Consider the following 15617-nt stretch of genomic DNA (forward strand, 5'->3'; position numbering starts at 1 on the left):
CTGTGTCCTTCAAGGCAGTTTTCCTAGCTCAACGTGTTGTCGGCTCGGTTACGCTCTCCGCGGTCCGCAGTACTGTTCGCGCATGTCGGAATTCTGGGCTGCTTCAGGCATCACTCCTGATTTGATACAAGCTGGACGAGGTGCTCGCCGTGCGCTGACCGAAGTCCTGCGCGAAGCTGTCCGCACCGGCAACCTGGCCCCGGGGACACGGCTGCCCTCCTCCCGCCAACTCGCCACCGATCTCGGCCTTGCCCGCAACACCGTGGCCGACGTCTACGCCGACCTTGTCGCCGAGGGATGGTTCACCGCTCGCAGAGGCTCGGGCACACTCGTGGCGGACAGGATGATCACCTGGCCGATCTTGGCGTGCTCAGCTGCCGAGCCATCCGGCGACCCTCGCCACGACCTGATCCCTGGTAGCCCTGACTTTGCCGCTTTTCCTCGTGCAGCCTGGCTGAAGGCCACACGCCGCGTCCTGACCGCGGCCCCGGACGACGTGTTCGGCTACGGCGATCCTCGTGGTCGGCCGGAGCTGCGGGCCGCACTCGCAGACCATCTCGCTCGAGCCCGCGGCGTGTACGTGAGTCCGGAGCACATACTGATCTGCGCCGGCATCTCCCACGGCCTGCAAATCCTGAGCAGAGTCCTGGCCGGTCGGGGGGCGAGGAATATCGCCGTCGAATCCTACGGCCTAGACAGGCACTGGGGCCTGCTGGCGGCTGCGGGGCTGAAGACCCTCCCGCTTCCCCTGGATATTCATGGAACCGACCCGGTACCACCCGTCGGCACAGATGCAGTTCTGCTCACACCAGCTCATCAGTTCCCTGTGGGCACGATGCTGCAGCGCGACCGTCGGACGGCCGTCGTGGACTGGGCCAGACAGACCGGCGGGCTGGTCCTGGAGGATGACTACGACGGTGAGTTTCGGTTCGACCGCCAGTCTGTCGGAGCGCTCCAAGGACTCGACCCCAACTGCGTGGTCTACCTGGGCACCGCGAGCATGACCCTAGGTCCGGCCCTGCGGCTGGCCTGGATGGCGCTGCCTTCCAGGCTTGCTGAGGAAGCCGTGGCGACCAAGGGGCAGATCGACTCGTGCGAGGCAGTCAGCCAGCTAACGATGGCGGAATTCATTACCTCCGGCGCCTACGGCCATCACGTACGTGCTGCCCGTCGACGCTACCGCGATCGACGAGATGCTCTCGTCACCGCGTTGGCTCTACACGCCCCAAAAGCGCAAGTCATCGGGACAGCGGCTGGCCTGCACACGGTGCTCGGTCTGCCTGTCGGGACCGAGCAGCAGGTTCTTCAGTCAACAGCCCGGCAAGGCCTCAAAATGGTTGGCCTGTCTCGATACCGACATGAACGGTCCCTAAGTCCCATGGCCGATGGCCTCGTTGTCGGATACGGGGTTCCCTCTGACGCTGCGTGGCCTCAGGCGCTCTCCGCGCTCATGCAGGTCCTTTCCTGACACGCCCCGAGAAGAGTGGACATGCGGCGAGTGCGGCATCGTGCACGACCGCGATTGTCGGCGACGGCTGAATTGTGAGCCGCTGCCGACGGACGAAAAGTGACCCCCTGCGTCTTTCGATGTTGGTCATTCCCCGGCGTTCGCTGCGGGAACCCGTCCGAGGTCGCGGCCGCGCATGCGGTAGCTGTCGCCCTTGAGTGAGATGACTTCGGCATGGTGAACGAGGCGGTCGATCATGGCGGCTGCGACGGTGTCGTCGCCGAAGACCTCGCCCCATCGTCCGAAGGGTTTGTTGCTGGTCACGATCACCGAGGCCCGTTCGTAGCGGCCCGAGATGAACTGGAAGAACAGATTCGCGGCCTCGGGTTCGAAGGGGATGTAGCCGACCTCGTCCACGATGATCAGCGGGGTACGACCCAACCGCGTCAATTCATCGCTGAGCCTGCCCACTTGATGTGCTTCAGCCAGGCGGGCCACCCACTGAGCGGCGGTGGCAAAGGCCACCCGGTGGCCGGCCTGGCAGGCCCGGATGCCGAGCCCGGTGGCCAGGTGAGTCTTGCCGGTGCCAGGCGGCCCCAGGAAGATGACATTCTCCTTGCCGACGACGAAATCCAGCGTCCCCAGGTGGGCAATGACCTCGCGTTTCACAGACCGCTGGTGATCGAAGTCGAAGTCCTCCAGAGACTTGCGGGAAGGGAAGCGGGCTGCCCGGATACGTCCCTCGGCGCCATGCGAATCGCGGGCGGCGACCTCCCTCTGCAGGCAGGCAGCCAGATACTCCTCGTGGCTCCAGTCCTCGTCACGGGCCCGCTCGGCAAGCCGGATGGCCGCATCCCTCAGGGCCGGGGCCTTCAATGCCTTGGTCAGATAGACCAGTTCGGAGGAGACATCACGGCTGTTCACCGTCTGCTTGGCGGCCATCACGCGACTCCCTCGCCCCTGCTGAGGCCGCCGTCGATGACACCGAAGATCCGGTCATAGGTGTCCAGCGACCGCTCTTCGACTTCCGTGGTCATCGTCGGTGCCGCCTTCTTGCCGACGGCCGCCTTGCGGGCGGCAGCGGCAGCCGCCGCGTGATCGGGGTCGGTGATGGTCTGATGGCGGGCCCAGCTGCGGGCATGCCGGGCGACCTCGACGCCATCGCAGGTCACCAGGACCTGGTCCAGGTCCGCGGCAACCTCGATGCGGCGGCCGACGGCCAGCGGATGGACCGAGTAGTCGCAGGTGTCCAGGCGGACATAGTGATCCCGCGGCAGCCGCAGCGATGCCTTCCACCAGCCCGGCGGGGCGATCGGCGGCAGCGTGAGCATGCGGGAGCGGTCGGCCTCCAGCCGGTCCGACGGACGGGCCTGCAAGATGCGGTGGATACGCCGGTTGGCCCTGGTCAGCCAGTCGGCGAGCTGAATATTGAAGTCCGCCGGAGAGGTGAACACCCGCCCGGGCAGAAATGACGTCTCCAGATAGCCGTTGGCCCGCTCGACCAGCCCCTTGGCCTCTGGGTCGCGTGGCTTGCAGAGCAGGAACTTGATGCCCAGCAGTCCGGCGAACGCTGCGAATTCGTCGGTGAGTTGGGGGCCACCGGACCGCCATGAGCCGACGGCTCCCTCATTGTCCCAGACCAGCACCCGCGGGACGGCTCCCAGCTCGGTCAGCAGCCGCCAGTGCCCGGCGATCAGGTCGGCCGCTGACCTGGAGGGCAGCATCCGGGCGGTGATCCATCGCGAGTAGCCCGCGACCATGACCAGCACCGGCGGCCGCCCCACCTGGCCGAAGCCGAGCGGGATGTCGGCGGGCGGGAACCACAGGTCGCACTGGCCGATCTCGCCGGGCTCATAGACCGTCCGCGAGGCCGGATCCGCAGGCCGGTAGGCTGGCCGCAAGTCCCGAATACGGTCCTTGAGCACGGTCAGACCCCGGTCCCAGCCGATCCGCTCGGCGATCACCGTCGCCGGCATCTCGGGCCACTGCTCGAGTAGCTCACGGATCTGCGGCTCGACCACGTCCACGATCGAGCCCTTCGGCGCCCGCTGGTACTTCGGCGGCGCGTCGTCCGCGATGGCCCTGCGGACGGTGTTCCTCGAGATCCCCAGATTCCTCGCGATTGCTCTCACCGGCATCTGCTCGGCCCGGTGAAGCCGACGGATCTCCGCCCAATCCTCCACGCTGATCACCACTCCTCCCGGCCTGACTCAACGAGCCAGACCACTGGAGGGGGTCAACTTTCAAGCGTCGCTACTGGTCCACTTTTCAGCCGTCGCCGACACGCGATCACAACGCGGCCCGCAACGTCCTGTTCGAGGACGTCGTATCGTCGCCGCCGGACGGGTGGAGATGCTAGCTAGACGCCCGTGCAGCGTCGGTAAGACGGGCACACGTGCCTGCACAGCGCGGTGAAGCAGGAAGCCCCGGAAGGGTCAAGCGACCCAGGCCGGAATCCCTGGACCTTTAGACCACGGAGCACCGTAAGAGTAAGAATTACCTGTTCTGGGGCGCTGTCATGGCATGGACAGGGACAAGTGCACAGACCTCGAGGCGAAGGACGCGGACATGGAGACTTACGACGCGTCGCTCGGTGCGGACCGCATCGGGCACCTGGTCTATCAGCTGACTGGCGGCAAGGCCGCGATGAGCTCGACCACGGTGGAACTGGATTGCCAACATCACGGTGAGGCCGGAGAGCTGATCGTCGGCGCACGCGACGAAATTACCGGTTCCATAGGGAAGGTAACGACTCGCACGTACACGCCGGCTACGAGCGATGTAGTCCGCAGCACGGACATGGAGCACATAGGTCGGTCGTTCTTCGGGGATGGCGGCATGAACGATGAACCGTTCTCCGAGGCTGACGAAGATTCGCTGGCGACAATTTTCAACGAGCGCCAGGTCTTGCTGAATCTCGCGTTTCGGATGCTCGGATCGTCTTATGATGCCGAGGATGTCGTGCAGGAGACATATGCGCGCTGGTATGCGCTGTCCGAGGAGGTTCAGCGCAGCATCAAGTCACCGATGGGGTGGTTGGTACGTGTAGCCAGCAGGATCTGCCTCGACCAGCTCTCCTCGGCGCGAGTGCGACGCGAGCGATATGTGGGGGAGTGGCTGCCGGAGCCCCTGCCCGATACGTCGTGGGACATGGTCCGACCTGCTTACGTGGGCACTGACCCGGCAGACCAGGTGAGTTTGGACGAGTCAGTAACCATGGGAGTCCTGGTGATTCTAGACACCGTGACGCCTGCAGAGCGTGTTTCTTTTATCCTGCATGACATTTTCGGCGTTCCGTTCAACGAGATCGCCGACACCGTTGGCCGCACTCCCGCGGCGTGTCGCCAGCTTGCTGCGTCTGCGCGTCGTCGCGTCCGAACCGCCGAACCGCGCGGCATTGTGAGCGCACAACACAAGTATGTCGTATCGGCATTCAAGTATGCGTGCGAGACGGGTAACCTGGATGCATTGATCGGCTTGCTGGACGCCAACGCAGTCGCCCGGTCCGACGGCGGTGGCAGGGTCCGCACCGCTCTGAGACCGATCGTTGGCGCCGCCAGGATTGCTCGGTTTCTGAAGGGCGTCCTCCGCAAGGAACCCGGAACCAGTTTCACAGAAGAGCGGGTAAGCGGGCAGCCGGGCATTGTTGCTCGGATCAATGGAGCGACCGTCCTTGTCATGTCCTTCAACCTTGACGATGCGGGACTCATCGATCGCCTCTGGGTGATGATGCACCCGCAGAAACTACATGCCTGGCGTAGCCGAGATGTCTCTTGCAGAGCTGAACGATCTCGCCGGTGAACACGCCGCGCCGATATTTGGGTGTGAAGACCAAGTGCGCGTGAAAGGTGTAGACGGCTGTTCCACCCCTGCGAATATTGCGATTTAGAGCTTGTCTTACGTGGTGTCAGGTTGATGCGGCATGATGCTTTGCCATGGGTGTTGGGCTGTCACAGCGGTTGGTTCCTGACGAACTCTGGTCTCTGGTTGATCCGTTGCTGCCTTCGTTCTCCGCGCGCCCGCAGGGAGGAGGGACGGCTCCGGTTGACGAGCGGGCCGTGTTCACTGCCGTGGTCTACGTGCTGACCAGCGGTTGTGCATGGCGGCATCTACCGGAGAATTTCGGCGTCTCGCCGGCCACCGCACATCGCCGGTTCTCCTCGTGGACCGAGGCGGGACTATGGCGGCGACTGCACTTGGCCGTGCTGGACGAGCTCGGTACCCGAGGTGAGTTGGACTGGACCTCCGCCATCGTGGACGCGGCCTCTGTCCGTGCAAAAAGGGGGGATCGCTGACCGGGCGCAATCCGGTCGACCGAGGCAAGAAGGGCAGCAAACTGCACGTGCTGTCCGATGCCCAGGGCTTACCCCTCGCGCTCGGCGTCTCCGGCGCCAACGTCCACGACAGCCAGGCGCTACTGCCGCTGGTCCTGGGCATCCCCGCCATCCGCTCACGACGCGGCCCACGAAGGCGCCGCCCTGGCAGGATCCGCGCAGACAAGACACCCCATGCTGCTACCCGGTCAAGCGGCTGCCGTGAGTGGGGAACGCGTCGGCTGGTTGAAGGCGATGGTTTCGTCGAACTTCTGGTGACATGCCAGGCAGTGATGGAGTTGGCCGAGCATGCGGTTGAACAGGTTGCGGAGGGCTGCGTGGTAGCGATCGCCGTTGCTGCGTCGGCGGTTGTAGTGTGCGTGGGCGCCGGGTGAGGCAGTCAGCGCGGCGAACGCCCAGTGCCGACCGGTCGCGGCCAGACGGCTGTTCTTGATCCGGCGGTGAGTGACATGCCGACTCTTGCCGGACTCCCGGGTCACCGGTGCGCTTCCGGCGTAGGCCTTCAGGTCGCCGGCCTGGGCAAACCGGGTGCGGTCGTCGCCGATCTCGGCAAGTATCCGAGCGCCGGTGAGTGTGGCCAGGCCAGGGAAGCTCGTGATGATCTCGGCATCGGGATGTTGCAGGAACAGCTCCTCCGTCTCGCGCGCATGGTCGTCGCACGCATGGCAGGCCGCGTCGAACTGGGCAAGGAGAGCGAGCGTCTGCCGTCCCATCGCGCGCTCGACCAGCGGAGGCTGGCGGAGCCAGGTCCGGCGGAACACCTCCAGGATCCGATCGGTCTCAGCCTCGATGCGGCGTTGGCGTCCGGCCTGCCTGACTGCCGTCCTCAGCCGGGCGCGGGTCAGTCGGGCGGCCTCGGCTGGAGTGGGCGCGATCGCCAGGATCGCCCGTGCCTCCCGGGCCAGCAGCTGCTCGCGCTTGGTGGCGAAGGCATCGAGGATCGCGGGGTAGTACTCGCGTAGGTGGGATCGGAGCCGGTTGTGGGCGCGGGTGCGGTCCCAGACTGCGTCCTGCTGGGCTCTGGCGAGGACGGCGATCGCCTTGACCAGGTCGGAGTCTGTGGGCAGAGACCGGTGCAAAGAGGCGTCGGTCCGCAGAATGTTGGCCAGGACGACGGCGTCCTGGTGATCGGATTTCTTCCGGGAGACCGCATGCCGGTCGCGGTAGCGCGCGACGGCCATCGGGTTGATCGCGTAGACCTGGCGTCCGGAGGCCCGCAGGCAGGCCACCAGAAGGCCTCGGGAGGTCTCGATCGCGACCGGGATCGGATCGTCCGGGCTGTCGTCGTGCTCGGCAAGCAGACGCAACAGGTTCTGGAAGCCCACCGCGTCATCGCTGATCCTGAGCTTGGCGAGCAGTCCGGCATCGGCGTCGACGACCGCCACATCGTGGTGGTCCTCGGCCCAGTCGATTCCGCAGGTTGCGTGCACCACATGCTCCCTTTCCATGTCTTGCCGTCGTTGGCATCAAGCCGCGGCAGGGCCACCCGGCGACCTAATAGAAGCGCTCATGGGCGCACCACCCCATCAGCCATCCGTGGCCCGAGCCCTGTTCAGGGTCCTCGCTCTCGTGAAGAGCTCGACGGCTCCGGCTGATCGGGAGGTGATCCTGGACATGGCTCGAACCACGGCACGGTACGGCGGCCCGCAGCGATACGGCAGGGGCTGGAACACCGTCCCTCTTGTCGAAGCGCTGCGGGCGCTGCCTATATCCCAGACGTCTCCCCAGCCCCTGCCTGGATCGACCCAACGGCCAACTCACCTGCCTATTAGGCCTACCACTCCGCCGAGCGACTGGCGTGGCTGCGCAGCCGCGGCATCGTCCCGCGTATCGCCAGGCCCGGCATCGAATCCGGCGAGCACCTCGGCCGGCACCGCTGGAAGATCGAACGATCAATCTCCTGGCTCTTCGGCTACCGCAGACTCACCGTCCGGTACGAGCGAAAGGGCAGTCACTTCCTGGCCTTTCTCGGACTCGCAGCAGCCCTGACCTGCTACAAGAAGCTCGCGAAACTCACCACGTGAGACAGGCTCTTAGTCGACTTCGGTACCTCGCTCGCCCCGTCTCGATCTCCTCGAACTCGACCACGTTGCCGATGTCGTTCGTGGTCGCCATCGAGATGTTCATGACGCGCTCCAGGACCATCTTGCCCATGGCTGGCACCCGGATTGGTGCCGGGGGCGGGCTCCTTGACGCTCGAAGACGGCCGCCAGCCAAAACGGGTCGGTCACGCGGATCGCCTTGCACTTCAGACCCTCGACGGCCTTGATCTGGTCCACCCTGTAGACGGATCTGGAGTTCCCGGCGCAAGCACTACCGTGCTCACGAACGCCCCAGGCCTGATGCCATTCGAGCGTGCGCACTGCCCGCCCTGGGTCTCGGCGGCACAGCGGTCCTCCCCGTCCTGCTGGTAAGGCTAGCGAGCATCGCGCCACTAACCACAGTCGAGCCCCCCGGGGGGCATGGCGGACGGAGGTCGGTATGACGAGCGGACTCGGCGCCGAGTTGCTTGGCCCGCCACTCCCAGCGGACGCCGCGACCTACTCTATCGACCCGGTCTACAGCAATGTCAGTTTCAGTGCCCGAAACCGACCGGCCACCAGCACTCGCGGAGCGTTCCGACAGTTCGCGGGCACCCTCTTTCTCGACAGTGAGCGGCCCGAAAGGACAACGCTCGCGGTGTACGTGACGTCGTCGAGCATTGACACCGGCTGGAAGGACAGGAACGCACACATGTGCAGTGCCGGTCTCCTCGCCGCCGAGCAGTACCCGATCATGTCGTTCTGGTCCCTCTCGGCGGAGGCCCAGAGTGCAAACCTCTGCCGTCTCGCGGGGAGCCTGTGGTTTAAGGGCACAACGAGACCTCTCATCGTCGACGGCGAATACCGCGGCAGCGCATTGAGCCCGCAGGACTGCGAGCGCGTACGGTTTGTAGGGCGCGCCGTTCTGAAGCGTTCGGATTGGGGTTCCCTATGGGGCCCGGTGATGGACGCGGGCGAACGGTCCATGGGTGACGAGGTCGTGCCCCTCTTCGAGGTGTCCGCGGTCAAGCGGGTTCCCATCAGATGGTGGCCCTGACGCGACCTGGCCTGGATGCAACGTGCTCGGCGCAGTTCACCAGATTGGGCGGGGAAAGCGACGGCGCCGTATCCCCGTGGTGATGCTGGTAGCAGCGGTACGAGGGCCACGGAACACCATGCTGGGAGTCCCGCCGCGCGGGGCGGGGCAAACAACGGGATCAGCGCTCGACAGGGCTGGGGACAGGCTCATCGGACCGGCCTGCCGTTGACGGGAGAGGGGCCATCGGCAGTCGGTCGGGCGTGGACCGTCCTGCGCCCGTGTTGGGCACGTCCTCAGGACATGCCCTCCGACTGCCTTACGCCAGCAGACGCTCCGCTCCTGCTTCCTACGGGCGTCTCTTAAAGCTGCGCCACATCGCCGCCTCCTCCCGTACTCCGGGCCTCGATTGTGCTGGCGGCGACATTGCTCCCACCTTGGCTCGGGACAAAGCAAGGAGCTTCTCGATGCTGATGGCGTCGCTCGCCGCCGCGTCTGACGCGGCGGTAGACCGTCAGGACCGCCGCCGTGGAGATCTGATAGCCCGCCGTGTGCAGTGCCATTACCTCGAGGCTCGTTGACGACGCGTACTCGCACTCGGTCCTGGTGAATGGGTTGGACCAGCCGACCCACTCGATCAGCTGGACCGACACAGGGTCTGTGGCAGGGAAATGTCCGTAGGCTCCTGCATCGCGCATAGACATAGTTACTCCATGCATGTCATGGCGGAACGAGATGGTCGGCCTCGTCCGGTGCCTGGTCCCTTGCAGCACGGACGGTCGTGCTCTGAGGCCCGGGGAAAGGGGCAGCCCCCACGATCGGCTCGCTCGCGACCATGCCCGGTTGCGCGGCCGCGCAAGTCTTCCCGTGCGCGGCATCCGGCACTCCTGAGTATCTGACGGGCGCACGGCGAGTGCGTCGTCGACATCTACGCGGCGTACACGTTCCTGTCCGGTCGCTCAACCGGGCCCCTTACCGCTGCCGCGTCCCAGACCCTTCCGGGCGCAGGAGCGTCTCGAAGACCACGATGGGGAGTAGACGCAGAGTGGACGCGAATAGGTGTTACTTGGAAGCGCGGATGCGACTGCGCCCCACTGCGACAGGACGGACAGGGCGGAGGCAGGCTCGTGCGGGTTCATCCCCAACGGCATGGAAGGTCGGCATCCGCGACGGCCTTACCCCACCAGCACTGACGCCGTATCGGGACATGCAGCAGCGGTTCGTCCGCTTCGTCCAAGCGGCCTGCGACCCGCTGCGCAAGAACCAACACGACGACCGGGAGGAATTGCATGACCGACGTTGCCGAGGACTTCGACCTCATTGTTCTGGGGGGCGGGAGCGGTGGATACGCTGCTGCTCTGCGGGGAGCGCAGCTGGGCCTGCGCACTGCGATGATCGAAAAGCACAAGTTGGGCGGTACCTGTCTGCACAACGGATGCATCCCTGCCAAGGCCCTTCTGCATGCTGCAGAGATCGCCGACCAGGCCCGCGGGGCACAGCGCTTCGGCGTGATGGCCACGTTTGAGAGCGTCGATATGCCTGCAGTGCAGCGCTACAAGGATGAGACGGTCGACAGCCTCTGTAGGGGGCTGACGGGCCTGGTCAAAGCACGGGACATTACGTACATCGAGGGTGAGGGCCGTCTGTCCTCCGCGACCTCCGTCGACGTGAACGGTCAGCGGATCCAGGGCCGCCACGTCCTCCTGGCGACCGGTTCCGTGCCGAAGTCGCTGCCGGGTCTGGAGATCGACGGCAACCGCATCATCTCCTCCGACCACGCCCTCTTCCTGGACCGCGTGCCGCAGTCCGCGATCATCCTGGGCGGCGGCGTCATCGGCGTCGAGTTCGCGTCCGCGTGGAAGTCCTTCGGTGCCGACGTCACGGTCGTCGAGGGCCTCAAGCACCTCGTTCCGGTCGAGGACGAGAACTCCTCCAAGCTTCTCGAGCGCGCGTTCCGCAAGCGCGGCATCAAGTTCAACCTGGGCACCTTCTTCCAGAAGGCCGAGTACACCCAGGACGGTGTCAAGATCACCCTCGCCGACGGCAAGGAGTTCGAGGCCGAGGTCCTCCTCGTCGCCGTCGGCCGCGGCCCGGTCTCCCAGGGTCTCGGCTACGAGGAGGTCGGGGTCGCCATGGAGCGCGGTCACGTCCTCGTCGACGAGTACATGCGGACGAACGTCCCCACCATCTCCGCCGTCGGCGACCTGGTCCCGACCCTCCAGCTCGCGCACGTCGGCTTCGCCGAGGGCATCCTGGTGGCAGAGCGTCTGGCCGGTCTGAAGGTCGTTCCGATCGACTACGACGGTGTGCCGCGGGTCACCTACTGCCACCCGGAGGTCGCCTCCGTCGGCATCACCGAGGCCAAGGCCAAGGAGATCTACGGCGCGGACAAGGTCGTCGCTCTCAAGTACAACCTGGCGCCCAACGGCAAGAGCAAGATCCTCAAGACCGAAGGCGAGATCAAGCTCGTCCAGGTCAAGGACGGTGCCGTGGTCGGCGTCCACATGGTCGGCGACCGCATGGGCGAGCAGGTCGGCGAGGCGCAGCTGATCTACAACTGGGAGGCGCTGCCGGCCGAGGTGGCCCAGCTCATCCACGCCGACCCGACGCAGAACGAGGCGCTCGGCGAGGCCCACCTGGCCCTGGCCGGCAAACCCCTCCACACCTACGACTAGGTGATGGCGGAGAGGCCGGAGGTAGGCGGCGTGGTTGAGGCGGCCGTTTTTCACCCGGCGCCGGGTGATGCGCGACTTCTTGCCGTAGGCCGCGGTGATGGGTAGGGCTTCAGCGCACGCCTTCGGACCGTGTGCGTCGCCGAACCGGTTGCGGTTGTTCCCAGCGCACCTCGGCACCGAACGGAAGCCTGCCCAGATGGTGTTCCGAGATCCCAGTGAACAGGCGATGCGCAAGGCCTCCCAATCGACCATGATCGCCACGCGCTGATCATGCCACCTACCAGCGCAGACATCTCACCCGCTGTCACGCACCAACTCGTCAGCACCCAGGCGCTGAGATTACCCTCAGCATTCCTCGACTTGGTATCAGAGACGACGTTCGCGACTAGCCCTTGTGAAGACCGTCGCGGAGCCTGCTGTCCACCTTCACGACTACCTCTGTGATGGAATATGCAGTTGACATTCACTCCTGATCAGGGTGGCTTTATTTTCGACCGAATATCAACTAGTAGCGGAACGGACGGGAAGTCAGTTCATGAACGCCACCGAGAACACACCGCCGGTACAGGTTCCTGCACAGATGCAGATGATCCAACTGTTGTCGGGATTCCAGATCGCGCAGGCGTTGTACGTGGTGGCCAAGCTCGACGTCGCTACTATTTTGGAGGATGGCCCGCGGACGGTCGATCAGCTCGCCGCCGAGACGAACGCCAACGCCGACGCGCTGGGTCGGATCATCCGTTTCCTGGCAGCCCTCGACGTCTTCCGCACCCATGGTGACAAGGTGGAAAACACGGCGCTGAGCGCGACTCTGGCCGAGGACGACCCCAACTCCGTGCGGTATGCCGCGTTCTATTTGGTGGGGATGCAGTACGGGCCGTTTAGTGACCTCTTGCACACGGCACTGACCGGGGAGACCGCAGCCACGCGATACTACGGCCAGCCGTTCTTCGACTGGATCTCCACCGACGCCGAGAAAGTGGAGATCCAAAACCGAACCTTCGCGAACGTCACCAACAGCCTCCGGGCCGGCATGTTCGACGGGTACCAGCTACCGAAGGGCGCTGTCGTTGCCGACCTCGGTGGCGCTGACGGCTCGATGCTCATACAGTTGCTGGCCGACGACCAGGACCGGCGGGGCATCGTGTTTGACCGTCCAGAGGTCGTGGCCGCGGCACGGAAGAATCTGGCCACCCATGGCCTGGCCGACCGCGTCCAGAGCATAGGTGGCGACTTTTTCCAGTCGGTGCCTCCAGCAGACGTGTACGTGCTGTCCTACGTCCTCCATGACTGGGACGATGAGTTCTGCCGACGCATCCTGCACAACGTTGCGAAAACGGCCGCGCCCGGGGCCAGGGTCGTCCTCATCGAGGCGGTGAGCCCGCCCGATGACATACCGCATCTCGCGAAGGTGCTCGACCTCCAGATGCTGGCAATGGTGGGAGGGCGCGAGCGCACCGCTGAGGAGTACCAATCTCTCCTGGAGTCGTCCGGGTTCACCCTCGACCGCATCGTCCCGAGCTCGACACCGTTCTCCTTCATCGAGGCGACACTACGTTGACACTCAGCGCACACGTGGTTAAGCCCTCCCATCGGAGGACTCAGCCACGAAGCACGACCACCTCGCCCGCGCCGCGTACGGTCAGGACCCGGCGGCGCCTGGACTCCCGCATGCGGCAACGTCCTCGGCGGAGGATCGGGAAGGGGCCGGCAGGTCTGATCCGCACCGGAGGAACGCTGGTGAGTCACCTGGGTGTTGTCCTCCAGCGGGTCTGGATGGTCGGCTGCGGACAAACAACGGCAACGTGGATATCCGGGATGCAGCCGTAGCTGTCTTCAACCCGACTGAGCGGACGATCATCCGCGTTCCTCCGTAGAGGCTCAGGGACAGTGACTAGGTTGCATCAATCACCGTCACCCGTGTGGCGTGGTCACTCACGACGCTACCGAGTAGTGACGGCCGTCTCCGTGCCATGCTCAGCAAGGGCGGAGACGCTCGAAACACCGTCCTCAAACGAGTGCGCGATCTGGGCGGTGCTGTCGCTGTCGGCAGGCATCCGCACGACGGCTTGAATTCGTTCAGGAGCCATGACAGACGGGCGGTCACTGACCCGACTTGCTGACTTCTCCTGTCGGCCGAGTTCGCCCGAGTGCGGCCACACACGAAAGCGTGGAACTGGGCAAGGTCCTCGCCAAGCGCGTCGAACCCGCCCTGACCGAAGGCGCGGACGTACCCGGCCTCGACACCTCCACCCAAGCCCTCGTCGCCAAGTACCGCGAGCTCAGGAAGAAGTGAACTGACATGCAGATCGGACTCATCGGCCTTGGCAAGATGGGCGGCAACATGCGCGAGCGGATCCGCCGCGCGGGCCACACCGTCGTCGGCTACGACCGCAACCCCGAGGTCTCCGACGTCAAGCATCTGGCCGAACTGGTCGAGAAGCTCGACGCGCCCCGCGTGGTGTGGGTGATGGTCCCGGCCGGCGCCGCCACCCAGGCCGTCATCGACGAGCTCAAGGACCTGCTCAACCCCGGCGACGTCGTCGTCGACGGCGGCAACTCCCGCTGGACCGACGACGAGAAGCACGCCGCCGAACTCGGCATCAAGGGCATCGGCTTCGTCGACGCGGGTGTATCCGGCGGCGTCTGGGGGCTGCAGAACGGCTACGCCCTGATGGTCGGAGGCGACAAGGAGCACGTCGAACGCCTCCAGCCCATCTTCGAGGCGCTCAAGCCCGAAGGACCCTATGGGTACGTCCACGCCGGCCGGGTCGGCGCCGGACACTTCTCCAAGATGGTCCACAACGGCATCGAGTACGCGATGATGCAGGCCTACGCCGAGGGCTGGGAACTGCTGGAGAAGGTCAAGTCCGTGGAGAACGTCCGCGAGGTCTTCCGCTCCTGGCAGGAGGGCACCGTCATCCGCTCCTGGCTGCTCGACCTCGCGGTCAACGCCCTCGACGAGGACGAGCACCTCGACAAGCTCCGCGGCTGGGCCGACGACTCCGGCGAGGGCCGCTGGACGATCGAGGCGGCCATCAACAACGCCGTGCCCCTGCCGGCCATCACCGCCTCGCTGTTCGCCCGGTTCGCATCCCGCCAGGACGACTCTCCCCAGATGAAGATGATCGCCGCGCTGCGCAACCAGTTCGGCGGCCACGCGGTCGAGTCCGCCAAGTAGGTGACCACCGTGGGCGACCTCCTGCTGGTCCGCCACGGCGAAACCGAGTGGAGCGCTTCGGGCCGGCACACCAGCTGGACCGATCTGCCGCTCACGCAGGGTGGCGAGGAACAAGCCAAGTCCCTCGCCCCCCTGCTCGCCGGACGCACCTTCGCACTCACTCTCACCAGCCCTCTGCACCGGGCGATACGCACCGCGGAACTCGCGGGTCTGTCCGGCGCCGCGACCGAGCCCGATCTGCACGAGTGGGACTACGGCGGCTACGAGGGAATCACCACCGTCGACATCCATCGCACCAGACCCGACTGGCGGCTGTGGACGGACGGGGTGCCGCCGGGTCCGCCGGGACACCCCGGCGAGTCGCCGGACGAGGTGGCGGCACGGGCCGACCGGGTCCTGGCCCGTATCGCACCCGCGCTCGCCGAAGGCGACGTGGTCCTCGTGGCCCACGGCCACTTCCTGCGTGTCCTCACCGCCCGGCACCTCGGCCTCGGGGCCGCCGAGGGACGGCTGTTCCAGCTCCGGACGGGGACGGTCAGCCGGCTGTCCATCGAGCACGACTGGCCCGTGATCGCGGAATGGAACGCGGTGGGCACGTCCGGGACCCCCCACCGGGCGCTCTCTCCGTCGCGGTAGAAGACAGGGAGGCCGGTCCGTCCACGGAGGCGGACCGGCCTCCACCGGTCGCTCCCCGGCAGCCGGCGTCCGGGGCGGAGGCCCGAAGGCGCCGATCGGCGCACCGGGTCCTGCTCAGGCCTAGGTTCACCGGGTTGGAGCGGTGCATCCCGTGCTCCGGGCGGGCGCTCAGACGCTCACGAACGCTTGCGCGAGGGACCGGCGCTGGAGCGCAGAGGAGTCACCGGTGGTCGAATGAGCCTTGTCGTCGTGAGAGAACCAGCCTGCGTCGTAAGACGGTCGCCGCG

At 65.8% G+C, this 15617-nt stretch carries 12 protein-coding genes and 3 pseudogenes; 11 read left to right on the forward strand and 4 right to left on the reverse strand.

Features of this window, described 5'->3' with window-relative positions; genetic code table 11:
- Positions 1-82 precede the first annotated feature (82 nt).
- Positions 83-1468, forward strand: a complete 1386-nt coding sequence (locus ACSHXN_RS41310) for a PLP-dependent aminotransferase family protein (protein ID WP_438306180.1) — start codon at positions 83-85, stop codon at positions 1466-1468.
- 126 nt (positions 1469-1594) lie between these two features.
- Here ACSHXN_RS41310 and istB read toward each other — a convergent pair whose 3' ends face one another.
- Together istB and istA are read right to left on the reverse strand one after the other, a co-directional pair.
- On the reverse strand, positions 1595-2389 hold the full coding sequence (gene istB / locus ACSHXN_RS41315) for an IS21-like element helper ATPase IstB (protein ID WP_355140599.1): 795 nt from the start codon (positions 2387-2389) through the stop codon (positions 1595-1597).
- Complete coding sequence (gene istA, locus ACSHXN_RS41320; protein WP_438306182.1) at positions 2389-3639, reverse strand: IS21 family transposase; 1251 nt, start codon at positions 3637-3639, stop codon at positions 2389-2391. The genes istB and istA overlap by 1 nt, the downstream gene beginning before the upstream one ends.
- Before the next feature lie 376 nt (positions 3640-4015).
- Here istA and sigJ point away from each other — a divergent pair, with 376 nt between their 5' ends.
- From sigJ to ACSHXN_RS41335, 3 genes and pseudogenes are all read left to right on the forward strand, one after another.
- Positions 4016-5248, forward strand: coding sequence for an RNA polymerase sigma factor SigJ (sigJ, locus tag ACSHXN_RS41325; protein ID WP_355141802.1), 1233 nt, complete (start codon positions 4016-4018; stop codon positions 5246-5248).
- A 134-nt stretch (positions 5249-5382) separates the two neighbouring features.
- Complete coding sequence (locus ACSHXN_RS41330; RefSeq protein ID WP_438306184.1) at positions 5383-5742, forward strand: transposase; 360 nt, start codon at positions 5383-5385, stop codon at positions 5740-5742.
- Positions 5739-5936: pseudogene (locus ACSHXN_RS41335) on the forward strand (transposase); the annotation flags it as partial. The gene ACSHXN_RS41330 and the pseudogene ACSHXN_RS41335, both read left to right, overlap by 4 nt.
- A gap of 33 nt (positions 5937-5969) precedes the next feature.
- Here the strand turns inward: ACSHXN_RS41335 and ACSHXN_RS41340 are convergent.
- Complete coding sequence (locus ACSHXN_RS41340) at positions 5970-7229, reverse strand: IS110 family transposase (protein WP_438306186.1); 1260 nt, start codon at positions 7227-7229, stop codon at positions 5970-5972.
- Between the two features lie 369 nt (positions 7230-7598).
- Between ACSHXN_RS41340 and ACSHXN_RS41345 the strand changes: the two are divergent.
- A pseudogene (locus ACSHXN_RS41345) lies at positions 7599-7805 on the forward strand (transposase); the annotation flags it as partial.
- On the opposite strand, the gene ACSHXN_RS41350 reads toward ACSHXN_RS41345, so the two are convergent.
- Positions 7795-7935 carry a hypothetical protein gene (locus ACSHXN_RS41350; protein WP_356297648.1) on the reverse strand — a complete coding sequence of 47 codons (141 nt, stop codon included), beginning with the start codon at positions 7933-7935 and terminating at the stop codon, positions 7795-7797. The pseudogene ACSHXN_RS41345 and the gene ACSHXN_RS41350 sit on opposite strands and share 11 nt — an antisense overlap.
- Positions 7936-8262: 327 nt before the next feature.
- Between ACSHXN_RS41350 and ACSHXN_RS41355 the strand changes: the two genes are divergently transcribed.
- The 6 genes and pseudogenes from ACSHXN_RS41355 (at position 8263) to ACSHXN_RS41380 (ending at position 15330) form a co-directional block, all read left to right on the forward strand.
- Entirely contained in the window at positions 8263-8859 is a 597-nt protein-coding gene (locus ACSHXN_RS41355; RefSeq protein ID WP_438306188.1) for a YceI family protein, read from the forward strand.
- A gap of 1268 nt (positions 8860-10127) precedes the next feature.
- A complete protein-coding gene (gene lpdA, locus ACSHXN_RS41360; protein WP_438306190.1) occupies positions 10128-11513 on the forward strand; it encodes a dihydrolipoyl dehydrogenase in 1386 nt (461 codons plus the stop codon).
- Positions 11514-12048: 535 nt separating this feature from the next.
- Positions 12049-13074, forward strand: a complete 1026-nt coding sequence (locus ACSHXN_RS41365; RefSeq protein WP_438306192.1) for a methyltransferase — start codon at positions 12049-12051, stop codon at positions 13072-13074.
- A 609-nt stretch (positions 13075-13683) separates the two neighbouring features.
- Positions 13684-13809: pseudogene (locus ACSHXN_RS41370) on the forward strand (hypothetical protein); the annotation flags it as partial.
- A gap of 6 nt (positions 13810-13815) precedes the next feature.
- Positions 13816-14694 carry a phosphogluconate dehydrogenase (NAD(+)-dependent, decarboxylating) gene (gnd, locus tag ACSHXN_RS41375; RefSeq protein ID WP_355799156.1) on the forward strand — a complete coding sequence of 293 codons (879 nt, stop codon included), beginning with the start codon at positions 13816-13818 and terminating at the stop codon, positions 14692-14694.
- Between the two features lie 9 nt (positions 14695-14703).
- A complete protein-coding gene (locus ACSHXN_RS41380; RefSeq protein WP_438306194.1) occupies positions 14704-15330 on the forward strand; it encodes a histidine phosphatase family protein in 627 nt (208 codons plus the stop codon).
- Positions 15331-15617 lie beyond the last annotated feature (287 nt).

The sequence above is a fragment of the Streptomyces sp. HUAS TT11 genome (assembly GCF_051553595.1).
GTDB lineage: Bacteria > Actinomycetota > Actinomycetes > Streptomycetales > Streptomycetaceae > Streptomyces.

Coding starts and splice junctions, on each gene's coding strand:
- ACSHXN_RS41310 (WP_438306180.1), top strand. CDS start 83: ATGTCGGAATTCTGGGCTGCTTCAGGCATCACTCCTGATTTGATACAA.
- istB (WP_355140599.1), bottom strand. CDS start 2,389: ATGGCCGCCAAGCAGACGGTGAACAGCCGTGATGTCTCCTCCGAACTG.
- sigJ (WP_355141802.1), top strand. CDS start 4,016: ATGGAGACTTACGACGCGTCGCTCGGTGCGGACCGCATCGGGCACCTG.
- ACSHXN_RS41330 (WP_438306184.1), top strand. CDS start 5,383: ATGGGTGTTGGGCTGTCACAGCGGTTGGTTCCTGACGAACTCTGGTCT.
- ACSHXN_RS41340 (WP_438306186.1), bottom strand. CDS start 7,229: ATGGAAAGGGAGCATGTGGTGCACGCAACCTGCGGAATCGACTGGGCC.
- ACSHXN_RS41350 (WP_356297648.1), bottom strand. CDS start 7,935: ATGGGCAAGATGGTCCTGGAGCGCGTCATGAACATCTCGATGGCGACC.
- ACSHXN_RS41355 (WP_438306188.1), top strand. CDS start 8,263: ATGACGAGCGGACTCGGCGCCGAGTTGCTTGGCCCGCCACTCCCAGCG.
- lpdA (WP_438306190.1), top strand. CDS start 10,128: ATGACCGACGTTGCCGAGGACTTCGACCTCATTGTTCTGGGGGGCGGG.
- ACSHXN_RS41365 (WP_438306192.1), top strand. CDS start 12,049: ATGAACGCCACCGAGAACACACCGCCGGTACAGGTTCCTGCACAGATG.
- gnd (WP_355799156.1), top strand. CDS start 13,816: ATGCAGATCGGACTCATCGGCCTTGGCAAGATGGGCGGCAACATGCGC.